The following is a 14,385-nucleotide window of genomic DNA, read 5'->3' as shown; positions in this document are numbered from 1 at the left end:
CTTTTATAACTGGAAATAGGTTCTACATTATTTCCGGCCTTTTTAACGATCATTTTTTTAAATGGGGGAAATCTAATCATTTAAAAGGAGGATAAAAGTGAAAAAACGAAAATGGCTGACCGCTTTAGCTATCATAGCGGTTTTTATGGTGAGTGCTTTTATCGCCATGCGATATTTTGAACCTGAATATGCTTACACGCCGCCGAAAGAAAAAGTCGTCGCAAAAGAAAGCCGGATGAACGGATACGATATTTGGGGGACGTTCGTTTCAAATGAAGAGGCGGACAACATCCGATCTCGTGATGGGGCGGTGAAGGTCGATGATCAGCTGCTGGATTTGGGACGGAAAACATTTTATCAAGAAACGTTCGGTAATGAGGTTTTTTTGACGGACATCCTCGGGCTCCTTGACGGACCGATCACAGTTGCGAATATGACAAAAGCTATCGCGGCGTTAAAAGGGAAAGGGACGACCAACTTGCGGGTCGAGCTGGCCAAAACGGTGAAAATCGGGGATGAAACGTTTAAAAAAGGGGAGAAGATCGACACCGGAATCGATGTGGCAAAAGGAGCCTATGCACCTCTCGGCATGCCTGTCAAATATGCCGGAGGAAAAGCAAAAGTCGGCATCAGCTGTGCCGCCTGCCACGCCACGACAGACCCGAAAACGAAGAAGGTGATGGAAGGGGTGACGAATCCCGATTTAAACACCGGACTGATGCTCGCGCTGGCGACGAATTCAGCAGCTTATTTCACACATGCTGAAGTCAAAAGCATTCAGCAATACATTCATCATGATAGCCCTGTGATGACCCATGCAAACGGAAAAAAAGAGCGCCTTCCCGATCCCGATCAGCTTGAAGCGGCAGTTGATCAAGTATTTCTGAAATGGCCGAAAGGCTACTTCGATTCAACAATCGATATGAAAAGCAATCCGACCCAAATACCGGACGCTTTTACACTTGGGGATCATCCTTACAGCTGGAGCGGGGCCGCCATGGTCGGTCCGTTCAAAGGCTTAAGCGCGTTCAGCAATAATGTGCATGCGCAAAATTCGGACAGCCTTTCACAGTCTCCGGGAAGCCGGGCTCTGTTTGGTATGAGTGAAGACGTTTATCTCGGAACCATTCTTCAGCGTGCCGCAGATAGAAAATACCGGTATCATCCAGCAAAAGGTGAGACACCTGCCGCCTTTTTCAAAAAGAATGACCCTACGCCAGGTGTTCCAGGCGTCAATCAAATGGTGAAACCGCCGGGTTTTCCGAAAATCTCGCTGGCTGCGCCGGATGGCGTACATGTCGGCTCACCGGGCAGGAAAGCGAACGAAGAAAACAATGCGGTATCCGCTTGGCAAAACACGCTGCAACCGCCAAATCCGCCGACAAAAGCCGACAGTCAATCGATCAAGCGGGGAAGGGACGTTTTTGCCAAAGCGGGCTGCATTTCTTGCCATGCAGGACGCTATTTGACAAACAACAAGGTCGTCTCCGTCAAAGAAATCGGCACTGAGCCGACAAGAGCGCAATCGTTTAAAAAAACGGAAAAACTATTCGGCGAAAGCCTCATCTATGCGCCGGACACAAAGCTGCCGATCAGCGGCAAGGCGAAAGTGCTGAAGGTGCCGACAAACAAATTTGATCAGGAGCAAATCAAACTGGCGTGGGCTAAGGATGGCTCATCCGGAGGCTACAAAGTTCCGAGTTTGATCGGACTTTATTGGAGTGCGCCGTATTTACACGACGGAGGCGCCGCGGTTGGACGTTCGCTTGACGAAGCCGGCATCCCCGAAACCGTAGCCAAAGGGAAACCGGCCGATCCCTACAACAGCCTCTTGTCATTGATCGACAGGGATGTAAGAAAGCGCGTCGTCAAAAGCAATCAAGCATCACGCGATTTACAAACCGTCAGAGTGACAGGACAAGGGCATGAGTTTTGGGTCGATCGAAAAAGCGGCTTTTCCGAAAAGGAACAAAAAGCTTTAATCGATTATTTGTTCAGTCTTGATATGCCGAAAAAATAAAGCCGCCAATACGCGGCTTTATTCCTCATTAAAATCCGGTAATCGCGACAACGCTAGGCCGCGGCATGTGATCGCCTTTGCGGTGGGGCCACATGCTTGTCGGACTGGCAAGGTCTGCGGTTTCTTCACCTGGGTGCTGTACTGACAGAAACAGCGCTTTTTCATCCGGTGTAAAGCATGGACCGGTTAATTCGGCTTCAACAGGTGCCGAAGCGAATTGGAATGCTTCGCCTTCCCGGTTGCCGGCAGTCGGAATGACAAATACGCCATTGTTCCCAAAAGTCTTCCAGATGGCCGTGTTGATGCTGCTGCTGGAAATGTCTGTTACAGTCCACAAATTTCCGTCCTCATCGAATGTCAAGTTGTCAGGCGCGCTGAAGCCGCTTTGAATGCCGCCAGCGGCAAAGATTGCGAATTGGAACTCCAATGCCCCGTGGTCATCATCTTTTTCATAAAATCTCGTAATATGGCCGTGAAAGTTGCCATGCCGGTCATTGTTCGTATGAGCGATAAAAATCGTCCCGTCAAAAGGGCTGATTTCGACATCTTCAGGGCGGTCGGTCGGTGTTCCGCCGAGCAAAATCGCCGCCTCGTGGCAATGGACGAGTACGTCTGCCTGTGTTTTGAATTTTTCAAGCAGTGTGCTGTTTCCCGCGGCTTTTTTCCGGACGGCTTCAATCGTTAGCGGCACCCATTGGCCTTTGGCGAAGTTTGCTGCATATAATGTACCTTCTTGCAGCAGTGCTGTGTTCTTTTTTCCGGCCCTATGATCGTACTTTCCTTTGCTGATGAACTTGTAGACGCACGCGTCTTTTTTATCATCACCCATATATACGACGACACGGCCGTCTTTTGCAAGCCCCATACACGTATTTTCATGGTTGAATCGGCCAAGTGCCGTATGCTTGCGAATTTGGAAATCGGCGTTGAACGGATCGACCTCAACGACCCAGCCGTAGTGTGTTTGGTCAAGGCTTGCAGCCTTCGCCGTCGATTCAAAGTTTTCTTCACAGGTCAGCACTGTATTCCACAATGTCCGTCCCCCTGAACAATTGGCAAACGTTCCTTGGACCTTCACCGCACCGCCGACAGCAGCGCTTCCTTTTGCAGGGCCTGTTAAATCAATCGGTGTCAGCCCAGTAACGCGGCGGGCATATTTGGAAGACGGATCCATTTTCCAGCGGCCTTTTTCCCTGTACACCTCAATAACAGAACCGCCTTGATTATAGAGCAATGCCTCGGTTTGTTCCGCTGTATAGCCGTTTTCGACCGTTTGTCCGAAGAGGAACAGCTCTGAAATATACTCATGATTAACCCATAAAAGTCCGCGGTCTTTTTTGTTTTCCATCGGGAAATAAAGCGTGTAGTCATTGTTATAGCCAAAAGTCTCGCCTTTTCGGTTGATCTTGTCGCCGTATGAAGCGATGACATCGTAGCGGTATCCTTTCGGCAGCACCAGCTCGTCGTTTGTCGAAGGTTCGATCGGCGTAAATTTTAAAGGACCGTATTTCGGTTTTTTAAATTTGCCCGGCTGATGGAACATTCCTTTTGCTTCAGCGGCTTTCACCAGTCCGTCAAGCCCGGACCCGGCCGCAGCCAAAGCGGCAGTGCCTGTGCCGAGATAAGTTAAAAATTTGCGGCGGTTGATGACAGGGGACATATGTAAACACCTCATTCATATGGATTTGATTTTATCGTAAAGGAAAAATATTAAGTTTCATTTAAGCTTGTATGAAGTGTTTGAAAATTAGGCATGATCACGTTCATTTCGGCATAGACATATCAGATGTGGCCATATATAGAAGAAATTTCCCTGATTAATCATCAGAAAATTCCGTCTCTTTATGCCGGTTATGATATAATGAAATCAGCCAAGCTTATCGCCTGGCTGATCTCATTATATGGCCATCCTTTTATTGATACTGCTGAAGCCGCGAGAAAAACTTCTTCACAGACTGATAAAAATCTTTTGCAGAAGGGGACAGCTCTCTGTTTTTTGGAGTAATGATGCCGACGGTTCGCTTAACTTGAGGATAGTCGATCGGAATCTTTTTCGTAAACCGGGGAGTGGTCTCATTAAAGGCGGTTTCCGGCAAAAGCGTAACCCCCATTTCAGCAGATACAAGCCCTTTGATCGCATCCAAGTCTTCACCCTCCGAAGAGATTTTCGGTGTAAACCCCACTTGTTTGCAAGCATCAACAGCCATCTTGCGCAGGATGAATCCATCCGGAAACAGGACATAATTATCGTTTCTCAGATCACCCAAATGAAGGCTTTTTTGCCCTGAAAGCGGATGGTTGACTGGAACGAGGGCAAAAAGGCTTTCTGTGAACAAAATATCTCCTTTAATCTCAGGATTGTTCGTCGGAACAGGGCCGAGAAAAGCCAAATCGATATCCCTGTTTTTCACCGCTTCTATTAAAAATTTATAGGAACCCTGTCTTAAAAGAAAAGCGACGTTTGGGTGCTCCTCTTTAAACGCGGAAATAACGGTCGGAAGAAACTGGCTCGCAAGGCTTGTCGGAAAGCCGATTTTCACCGTCCCTCTGTTAGGATCCAAGTATTCATCGATTTGTTCTTTTGCAAAATCGATCGCTTTCATCGCCGTTTTAATGTGATCTAAAAACTGCCTTCCGATCGGAGTCAGTTTGACATTGCGGCCTTCGCGCTCAAACAAATCGACGCCGAGCTCTTCTTCCAGATTGGCGATCTGCCTGCTGATCGCCGATTGGGCGACATGAAGGTGCATGGCCGCTTCCGATACGTGCTCTCTTTCTGCAACTTCCATAAAGTAATGCAATTGGCGTAATTCCATCGTTGTTTCACCTGCTCATCTCAAAATGAGATAGTTTTAATCTAAATTATATATTGTTTGTATAGATTTGAAAACCTACAATAGGATTAGAGTTTGTAAGATTTTATGACCGGGGATAAACGGGAAAAAAGAACGGGGGAGAGGAACTATGACTTATAATCAACTACCAAAGGCACAAGGTCTCTACCGTCCTGAATTTGAACATGATGCATGCGGAATCGGCCTTTACGCTAATCTAAAGGGCCTTCCGACTCATGATATTGTCAAAAAAGGATTGCAAATGCTTTGTCAATTGGACCACCGGGGCGGTCAGGGCAGTGACCCGCATACCGGAGACGGAGCAGGGATCATGATGCAGATTCCTGACGCTTTTTTCAAAAAAGTTTGCTCTGATTTTCACTTGCCTGAGAAAGGGCGCTATGGCGTCGGTATGGTGTTTTTTTCAAAAGATGACGCTGAGCGCGCTGAAATCGAAGCGCGTATGAATGAGCTGATTGAACAAGAGGGACAGTCAGTGCTCGGCTGGCGAACTGTGCCAATAAATGTCGGAAAAATCGGAACAGTCGCACAGGAGAGCGCACCTGTCGTCCGTCAGGTCTTTATCGGTGCGAGCGAACAGATCAAAGACAATTTGGCCTTTGAGCGCAAGTTGTACGTCATCCGCAAACAAGCGGAAAACTGGGCGCGCGAACGAGAAAAGTCATTTTATGTTGTCAGCCTGTCCAGCAACACGATCGTCTATAAAGGACTGCTTACACCCGAGCAGGTTGACGCCTTTTATGAAGATCTTCAGAATGAGGATTTCGTTTCAGCTTTCGCTCTTGTTCATTCCCGTTTCAGCACAAACACGTTCCCGAGCTGGGAGCGGGCTCACCCGAACCGCTATCTCATCCACAACGGCGAGATCAATACGCTGCGCGGCAATATGAACTGGATGAAAGCGAGGGAACAGCAGTTTGTCTCAGAAGCATTCGGGGAGGATCTGCCGAAAGTTCTGCCGATTCTTGATGAAAACGGAAGCGACTCTTCAATATTGGATAACGCTTTTGAATTTTTCGTCCTGGCTGGTCGAAAACCGGCTCATGCTGCGATGATGCTCATTCCGGAACCATGGAACGAAAACCCTTATATGTCGAAAGAAAAGAAAGCATTCTATGAATATCACAGCTCTTTAATGGAGCCGTGGGACGGCCCGACAGCGATCTCATTTACAAACGGCAAGCAGATCGGAGCCATTCTTGACCGGAACGGACTCAGACCGGCCCGCTATTATGTGACAAAAGACGACTACATCATTTTTTCGTCTGAAGTTGGCGTCATTGATGTCGAACAGGAAAATGTTTTATATAAAGACCGCCTCGACCCGGGAAAAATGCTCCTGGTGGACCTTGAAGAAGGCCGGATCATCTCAGATGAAGAGGTCAAATCCGAAATCGCCGGCGAATTTCCTTACCAGGAATGGCTCAATAACGAGCTTGTCCATGTCGCAAATGACCTTCAGGAATCTGAAGAAAAGCCGGTGCCAGACCTTTTAACGCGGCAAAAAGCGTTCGGCTACACGTATGAGGATATCCATAAATATTTGCTTCCTGTCATTACCGAAGGAAAAGATCCGCTCGGCTCAATGGGCCATGATGTGCCTCTGGCGGTTTTATCAGACCGGCCGCAATCGCTGTTCAATTACTTTAAGCAGCTGTTTGCCCAGGTTACCAATCCGCCGATTGACGCGATCCGCGAGCAGATCGTCACATCAACCTTGACATGGCTCGGAGCGGAAGGGAACATTCTTCACCCGAATGAAAGCAGCTGCCGCAGAATCAAATTGTATACGCCGGTGCTGACAAACGCTCAGTTCAACTCTCTAAGAGGGCTTGTCCATCAGAACTTTAAAAGCAAAACGATTCACACGCTTTTTACGGATAACTTGAAAAGCGGACTTGAAGATATGTTTAAAGAGGCCGACAGAGCGATTGCTGCAGGCGTCACATTGCTTATATTGTCAGACCGCAAGATGGACCCGGAAAACACGCCGATTCCTTCGCTTCTTGCCGTAAGCGCGCTTCATCAATATTTGGTCCGCGGAGGAAAACGGACGAAGGTCAGCATCATCGCCCAATCAGGGGAAGCGAGAGAAGTCCACCATTTCGCCGCATTGATCGGCTATGGTGCGGATGCTATCCATCCGTATCTCGCATATGCGACTTACAAGCAGGCGATTGAGGACGGCGCTCTTTCCATCAGCTATGAAGAAGCGGTGACCAAATACAGCAAAAGCGTAACCGAAGGCGTCGTCAAAGTGATGTCAAAAATGGGGATTTCGACTGTCCAAAGCTATCGCGGCGCACAAATTTTCGAAGCCGTCGGCATCGATAGAGATGTGATTGACCGCTACTTTACAGGAACGGCGTCACAGCTTGGCGGAATCGGCCTTGATACGATCGCCGAAGAAGCGAAGCGCCGCCACCGTGAAGCGTATCAAGACACATTCAGTGAAACGCTTGATTCCGGAAGCGATTTTCAGTGGAGAAAAGGCGGCGAACATCACGCCTTCAATCCAAAAACGATTCATACGCTGCAATGGGCGTGCCGTAAAGGCGATTACAGCCTGTTCAAGCAATATTCAAAAGCGGCGGATGAAGAAAGGATCGGCTTTTTGCGAAACCTCTTTGCATTTGATGAAACGCGGAAGCCGCTGCCACTTGAAGAGGTCGAACCTGTTGAATCGATTGTACGCCGTTTTAAAACGGGTGCGATGTCGTTCGGCTCTTTAAGCAAGGAGGCGCATGAAGCGCTGGCGATCGCCATGAACCGCTTAGGCGGAAAAAGCAACAGCGGGGAAGGCGGAGAAGATCCGAAGCGGTTTATTCCAGATGCCAACGGAGATAACCGCCGAAGCGCTATCAAGCAGATCGCATCCGGCCGTTTCGGTGTCAAAAGCCACTACCTTGTCAATGCTGATGAGCTGCAAATCAAAATGGCCCAAGGTGCAAAACCAGGTGAGGGCGGACAGCTCCCTGGAAACAAAGTGTATCCGTGGGTAGCCGATGTCCGTGGATCAACGCCGGGCGTAGGCTTGATTTCACCGCCGCCGCACCATGACATCTACTCGATTGAAGACTTGGCACAGCTGATCCATGATTTGAAAAACGCCAACCGCGATGCCCGCATCAGTGTCAAGCTTGTCGCAAAAGCAGGCGTCGGCACGATCGCTGCCGGTGTGGCCAAAGCAACGGCCGATGTCATCGTCATCAGCGGATATGACGGCGGAACTGGGGCATCTCCGAAAACGAGCATCAAGCATACCGGCCTTCCTTGGGAGCTCGGTCTTGCTGAAGCACATCAAACCTTGATGCTGAACGGTTTGCGCGAACGTGTGGTACTGGAAACAGACGGAAAATTAATGACGGGCAAAGACGTCGTCATGGCCGCCCTTTTAGGAGCCGAAGAGTTCGGATTCGCCACAGCGCCGCTCGTCGTCCTCGGCTGCGTCATGATGAGAGCCTGCCATTTGGATACATGCCCTGTCGGGGTGGCGACGCAAAACCCTGAACTGCGCAAGAAATTTATGGGGGATCCTGACCATATCGTCAATTATATGCGCTTTGTCGCTGAAGAAGTGCGCGAACTGATGGCTCAGCTCGGTTTCAAAACGGTTGATGAAATGGTGGGGCGCACAGATGTCCTTCGTGTCAGCGAACGCGCCAAAGCGCACTGGAAAGCGGGACAGCTCGATTTATCGAACCTGCTCTATCAGCCGAAAGGGGCTCGCACATTCAGGACGCCGCAAAATCACAACATCGATCAATCGCTTGATATCACCGCTATTTTGCCGGCAGTTCAAACAGCGATTGAAAACAGCACTCCGGCCGAGGCATCATTTGAGATTCGCAATATCAACCGTGTAACAGGCGCTGTCATCGGAAGCGAGATTTCAAAACGCTACGGTGAAGCGGGGCTGCCTGACGACACGATCAAATTGCACTTTACAGGCTCGGCGGGCCAAAGCTTTGGTGCGTTTGTGCCGAAGGGGATGTCGCTTTACTTGACGGGGGATGCCAACGATTATATCGGCAAAGGCTTGTCAGGCGGAAAAATCGCCGTTACAGCTCCTGAAGACTTCAATCCTGCTTTCCGCGACAATGTGATCGTCGGAAATGTCGCCTTCTACGGAGCGACAAGCGGTGAAGCGTATATTAACGGACTCGCCGGAGAGCGATTTGCCGTCAGAAACAGCGGGGTAAAGGTTGTGGTCGAAGGAATCGGAGACCATGGATGCGAGTATATGACAGGAGGGCGTGTCGTCGTTCTGGGGGATGTCGGCAAAAACTTTGCCGCAGGAATGTCCGGCGGAATCGCCTATGTCTATACGGAAAACAAAAAGGCCTTTAAACGAAAATGCAACCATGAAATGATCGAATTTGAATCGCTTGAAGCGCCGCAAGAAAAAGAAGAGCTGAAGGCCATGATCGAAAATCATTACCGCTACACTGAGAGCACGAAAGCAGCTTCCATTCTGGACGATTGGGAGGGAGCGATATCCCAGTTTGTGAAAGTGATTCCGAAAGACTTCAAGCAAATGATGGAACGGATTAAAGAACAAAAAGAAGCCGGCTTATCAGACGAAGAAGCGATGATGTACGCATTTGAAGCCGGAACAAAGCAAAAGATTCAAACCTCTGCGGCTGCCTCTTCCAAAGAAGCAGTGGCACAGTAAGAAAGGGGAGGGGAAAATGGGCAAAGCAACAGGATTTATGGAATTCAAGCGGGAAAAGCCTGCTGAACGCGATCCTCTCACACGGATAAACGATTGGAACGAATATTCGTCTCCATTTTCTGAGGAAGTCTCAAAGAGACAGGGAGCGCGCTGCATGGACTGCGGCACTCCCTTCTGCCAAATCGGCATGGATATCAGCGGATATACGTCAGGATGTCCGATTCATAATCTGATTCCTGAATGGAATGATCTCGTCTATCGGGGAAGATGGAAAGAAGCGCTTGAACGCCTCCTGAAAACGAACAATTTTCCTGAATTTACGGGACGCGTTTGTCCGGCACCATGTGAAGGCTCTTGTACGGTCGCGATTTCCGATCCGGCCGTATCCATCAAAGGGATTGAACGGACCATTATTGATAAAGGCTTTGAAAACGGATGGATCAAGCCGCGGATACCGAAAAAGCGGACCGGCAAGAAAATTGCGATCGTCGGATCGGGTCCGGCAGGACTCGCAAGCGCCGACCAGCTTAATCAGGCCGGGCATTCCGTTACCGTTTATGAACGCGCCGACCGTCCGGGCGGCCTCTTAACATACGGCATTCCGAATATGAAACTCGAAAAAAGCGTCGTTGAGCGCCGCATCAAATTGTTGACGCAAGAAGGCATCGATTTTGTCACCAACACGGAGATCGGAAAAGACATCACAGCCGAAGAGCTCAAAAGTAAGTATGATGCGGTCATCCTCTGCACGGGAGCACAAAAGCAGCGCGACCTCGTCATTGAAGGCCGCGAAGCAAAAGGCGTGCACTTTGCGATGGATTATTTGACAGACACAATCAAGAGCATGCTTGATTCAAATTTCAAAGATAAACAATTCATCAATACGAAAAACAAAGATGTCATCGTCATCGGCGGCGGAGACACGGGAGCCGACTGCGTTGCGACGGCAATGCGCCAAAAGGCGCGGAGCGTTGTTCAATTCGGCAAGCACCCGAAGCTTCCTGATACAAGAACGGCTGAAAACATGTGGCCGGAACAGCCGCACGTCTATGCGCTCGACTATGCGTATGAAGAAGCGGAAGCAAAATTCGGACGCGATCCGAGAGAATACTGCATTCAGACGAAAAAACTGGTTGCCGACAAAAACGGTCATCTAAAAGAGCTGCACACGATTCAAATGAAAAAAGTGAAAAATGAACAAGGCAAGTTCGAGTTTCACGAAATTCCGGGAACGGAAAAAGTCTGGCCGGCTCAATTTGTTTTCATCGCCATCGGCTTTGAAGGTACAGATCAGCCGCTCTTGGAGCAGTTCGGTGTCAAAGCGGTCAGAAACAAAGTAGACGCAGCATACGGGGAGTATAAAACAAATGTCGAGGGAGTCTTTGCGGCAGGGGATGCGAGAAGGGGCCAAAGCTTAATCGTTTGGGCCATTCATGAAGGACGCGAAGTCGCCCGGGAGGTTGACAAGTATTTGATGGGTAGTTCTGTACTGCCGTAAAAACAAAGGGGATCTATGATAGATGACGGCCTGGCTCATGAACCTGATTGCAGGATCATGGGCCAGGCTTTTTTAGTGCGAAAATCTGGAGTTGTTTTTACAATTTCGGCCAAGGAAAATTACATTTGTACGTACTCTATTTTATGTAAATTCGCATAGCCTAAAGTATTCAATACCCGTTAAAGGAGGCTATGATGGTGGAGGCAGTGAACTATGACTTCGAGCATGGCTTTGAAGAGCAAAGACAACAGCCTTATTCATACTCTTACCCATACCCGCGGCCGAGACCGCGGCCAAGGCCGCGCCCGTTCTTTCCATACCCATATTTTTATTTCCCATTTCCTTTCCCTTATTATCCTTACTATCCATTCTATCCTTGGTAAAAACGAGGGCTTTCCGGCAGAATCGGAAAGCCTAATTTTGATTTTCATGCATGTTTCAATCCTGCTGAAGCAATAATAAAATGGCAGCGCCCCAAATATTTCTTCTCTTGGAACAAGAAAAAAGATGGATGTGTTGTTTTTATGTTGTTATTTGCCAAAAAGCTCAGCCGGGAAAAAGCGGTTCTCTTGATCGCTTTTACCGTCATCTTATTGTATGTTTTGCCTCTTTACATATTAAATGAAAACGCCCATATCCGTGTACACGACAATCTTGATTCCAATATCGCCTGGTATAAAGTGCTGGCAGAAAGCGGGCAGATGCTCGGCGGTGTGAAGGCCGTCATTCCGCAAATCATCAACGGCCTGCCCCGCGATGCGTATGGAACGGAATGGAGCGGGATTGTCTGGCTTCATGCGTTGTTTCCGCCGATGACGGCATATGCATTAAGCCAAACATTGACAAGGGTTTTCGCCTTCATCGGCATGTATCTGCTGTTGAAGGTTCATGTGATTCGCAACGAAAAAGCGTATCTGATCATGATCGGCGTCTCCCTCGCATTTGCCCTGACGCCCTTTTGGCCTTCAGGCATGCTCAGCACGCTCGGACATCCCCTTGCCTTATGGGCATTTTTAAATATCAGGGCGGGGACTTTTTCCTGGAAAGAGTGGCTGACTCTTGCGCTTTTGCCGCTTTATTCAAGCTTTGTGCTCGGCTTTTTCTTTTTTCTTGCCGCAGTATCCATTCTTTGGCTTTACGACGCATTTACAAAACGCGACTGGAACCTTCCTTTTTTGGGGAGCATCGCGCTGATGACGGGGATTTTTCTCGCGATTGAATACCGGCTCGTTTATTCGGTTTTCGCCTCGGGCGAAACGATGCACCGCGTCGAATTTATTTCATCAAGACACGACATCCTGCATTCTTTCCGTCTGTCTTTTAAAAATTTTGCTCTCGGCCATAACCATGTCATGACCGTACATACAGCCGTGATCCTGCCTGTGATTCTTTTGACGTTCATGATCGTGGTCGGCAGAGCAAAACAAATGCGCGCGAGGGAAGAAAAACTGTTCATTTTTTTGACGATTTTAAACTACGCCCTGTCTTTATGGTATGCGTTTTGGTTCAACAAGCTTTGGGCTGTCCCGAAGGAAAAAATCAGCTTTTTGTCGGCATTCAATTTTGCCCGCTTTCATTTTTTGCGGCCGCTTGTGATCTATGTGAGCTTTGCGGTCGCTTGCTGGATCTTATGGCGCATGGGAAAGAGATGGCGGCGGTTTGTCGGCGCTGCGCTTCTTGCCCAGCTGATCGTTCTCATTCCATTCAATGAAGAATTTACTTACGGGGCTTACCGCCATTCGCCTTCCTTCCGGGAATTTTATGCGTCTGAACAATTTAAAGAAATCAAACAGTTTATCGGCCGGCCTGAGCGTTCATATCGGGTAGCGAGCATCGGACTGCATCCGGCGATCGCCCAATACAACGGCTTTTACACGCTTGATACGTATGCCAATATTTATCCGCTGAAATATAAATATCAATTTCGGAAAATCATCGCCAAAGAGCTTGAGAAAAATCCCGTCTTAAAGCGCTATTTTGATGAATGGGGGAGCCGCTGCTATCTGTTTGTTGATGAGCTGGGAAAACATTATGCCTTTAAAAAAGATTCCAAGAAAAAAATCACCAATCTGGAGCTGAACACTGAAGCTTTTAAAGAAATGGGCGGACAGTACATTTTTTCAGCCGTTCCGATTGTAAACGCCGAAGAAAACAAGCTCGCATTGTTAAAGCGGTTCAGCCATCCACAGTCCGCCTGGAACATCTATTTATATGAAGCAAAATAGGAGGGAAGCCCATTGAATCTGACACAGCCATTATTAACGATCGTTGTTCCTTGCTATAACGAAGAGGCGGTTTTTTTGGAAACCGCCAAACAGCTGACATCGGTATTGCAAGATCTGACCGAAGACAAACTGGTTTCAGCCGACAGCAAAATCTTATTTGTCGACGACGGATCAACAGACAGGACCTGGGCGCTGATCGCCATGGAAAGCACAAAAAACCACTATGTGACAGGCTTAAAGCTAGCCCGCAATGCAGGGCACCAAAAAGCGCTTTTAGCTGGGCTGGATAAAGCGAAGTATAAATCGGACTGCGTCATTTCCATCGATGCCGATCTTCAGGATGATATCGGCGCAATCCGCGAGTTTATGGAAAAGTATCATGAAGGATATGAAATCGTCTACGGTGTGCGACGGAGCCGCAAGACTGACACGCTTTTCAAACGGACAACAGCGGCGTGGTTTTACCGCTTGATGAACAAGCTTGGCATCCAATTAATCGACAATCACGCTGATTTTCGGCTGATGAATAAAAGGGCGCTCGAAGAGCTCAGCCGATATGCTGAAGCCAATGTCTTTTTGCGCGGCCTTGTGCCGCTGATCGGGCTTCGCTCGGCCAAAGTGCTCTATGACCGTAAAGAGCGTCTTGCAGGAGAGACAAAATATCCGCTGAAAAAAATGCTTTCTTTTGCTTTTCACGGTATTACCTCTTTTAGTGTGGCTCCGATCCGATTTTTTACGTTCATCGGCTTTTTCTTATTTTTCCTAAGCGGCATCACCGGCATCTATGCGATCATTCAAAAGCTCCTCGGGTACACGAATGCCGGATGGGCGTCATTGATAATCTCGATCTGGTTTTTAGGAGGCTTGCAGCTGATGGGAATCGGTATCATCGGTGAATATATCGGGACGATCTTCACTGAAGTGAAAAGGCGGCCGAGGTATGCGGTCGATGTTGATTTGTACACCGACAGGCTGGGGCGCCTGGAACGGCTTGAATCTGAAAACATTCACGGGACAAAGCTCAGTTAAAGGCGGATGCTGGTAGGAATAGCATCCGTTCCTTGCGGACAATCTAATCTATAATCAAGTACAAGGAAGGATGTTTCAAGCTT

General features: G+C 48.5%; 8 protein-coding genes. 6 read left to right on the top strand and 2 right to left on the bottom strand.

What is annotated here, in order from left to right; all coding sequences use genetic code 11:
- Positions 1-145: 145 nt before the first annotated feature.
- Positions 146-2,020, top strand: a complete 1,875-nt coding sequence (locus M654_RS13280; protein WP_051290413.1) for a hypothetical protein — start codon at positions 146-148, stop codon at positions 2,018-2,020.
- Positions 2,021-2,048: 28 nt separating this feature from the next.
- On the opposite strand, the gene M654_RS13275 is transcribed toward M654_RS13280, so the two are convergent.
- Both M654_RS13275 and M654_RS13270 read right to left on the bottom strand, forming a co-directional pair.
- Positions 2,049-3,680: a PhoX family protein gene (locus tag M654_RS13275; protein ID WP_035428117.1), complete on the bottom strand. Its 1,632-nt coding sequence runs from the start codon at positions 3,678-3,680 to the stop codon at positions 2,049-2,051.
- Positions 3,681-3,933: 253 nt separating this feature from the next.
- Entirely contained in the window at positions 3,934-4,836 is a 903-nt protein-coding gene (locus tag M654_RS13270) for a glutamate biosynthesis transcriptional regulator GltC (RefSeq protein ID WP_026587370.1), read from the bottom strand.
- 148 nt (positions 4,837-4,984) lie between these two features.
- Between M654_RS13270 and gltB the strand changes: the two genes are divergently transcribed.
- From gltB to M654_RS13245, 5 genes are all read left to right on the top strand, one after another.
- Positions 4,985-9,550: a glutamate synthase large subunit gene (gltB, locus tag M654_RS13265; protein WP_026587369.1), complete on the top strand. Its 4,566-nt coding sequence runs from the start codon at positions 4,985-4,987 to the stop codon at positions 9,548-9,550.
- A gap of 16 nt (positions 9,551-9,566) precedes the next feature.
- A complete protein-coding gene (gltD, locus tag M654_RS13260) occupies positions 9,567-11,048 on the top strand; it encodes a glutamate synthase small subunit (protein WP_026587368.1) in 1,482 nt (493 codons plus the stop codon).
- A 213-nt stretch (positions 11,049-11,261) separates the two neighbouring features.
- Positions 11,262-11,507 (top strand): hypothetical protein, encoded by a 246-nt coding sequence (locus tag M654_RS13255; RefSeq protein ID WP_026587367.1) that lies wholly within the window; start codon positions 11,262-11,264, stop codon positions 11,505-11,507.
- Between the two features lie 65 nt (positions 11,508-11,572).
- Positions 11,573-13,273, top strand: a complete 1,701-nt coding sequence (locus M654_RS13250; RefSeq protein WP_026587366.1) for a DUF6044 family protein — start codon at positions 11,573-11,575, stop codon at positions 13,271-13,273.
- Positions 13,274-13,285: 12 nt separating this feature from the next.
- Positions 13,286-14,302, top strand: a complete 1,017-nt coding sequence (locus M654_RS13245) for a glycosyltransferase family 2 protein (protein WP_026587365.1) — start codon at positions 13,286-13,288, stop codon at positions 14,300-14,302.
- Positions 14,303-14,385: the final 83 nt, after the last annotated feature.

The organism is Bacillus sp. NSP9.1, from assembly GCF_000465465.2.
GTDB classification, from domain to species: Bacteria; Bacillota; Bacilli; order Bacillales; family Bacillaceae; genus Bacillus; species Bacillus sonorensis_A.
The sequence above is the reverse complement of the archived record's forward strand: the minus strand, read 5'-3'. Positions and strand labels throughout refer to the sequence as shown.

Bases quoted from the DNA above. Each gene is read 5' to 3' on its own strand.
- M654_RS13280 (WP_051290413.1), top strand. From the start codon at position 146: ATGGTGAGTGCTTTTATCGCCATGCGATATTTTGAACCTGAATATGCT.
- M654_RS13275 (WP_035428117.1), bottom strand. From the start codon at position 3,680: ATGTCCCCTGTCATCAACCGCCGCAAATTTTTAACTTATCTCGGCACA.
- M654_RS13270 (WP_026587370.1), bottom strand. From the start codon at position 4,836: ATGGAATTACGCCAATTGCATTACTTTATGGAAGTTGCAGAAAGAGAG.
- gltB (WP_026587369.1), top strand. From the start codon at position 4,985: ATGACTTATAATCAACTACCAAAGGCACAAGGTCTCTACCGTCCTGAA.
- gltD (WP_026587368.1), top strand. From the start codon at position 9,567: ATGGGCAAAGCAACAGGATTTATGGAATTCAAGCGGGAAAAGCCTGCT.
- M654_RS13255 (WP_026587367.1), top strand. From the start codon at position 11,262: ATGACTTCGAGCATGGCTTTGAAGAGCAAAGACAACAGCCTTATTCAT.
- M654_RS13250 (WP_026587366.1), top strand. From the start codon at position 11,573: ATGTTGTTATTTGCCAAAAAGCTCAGCCGGGAAAAAGCGGTTCTCTTG.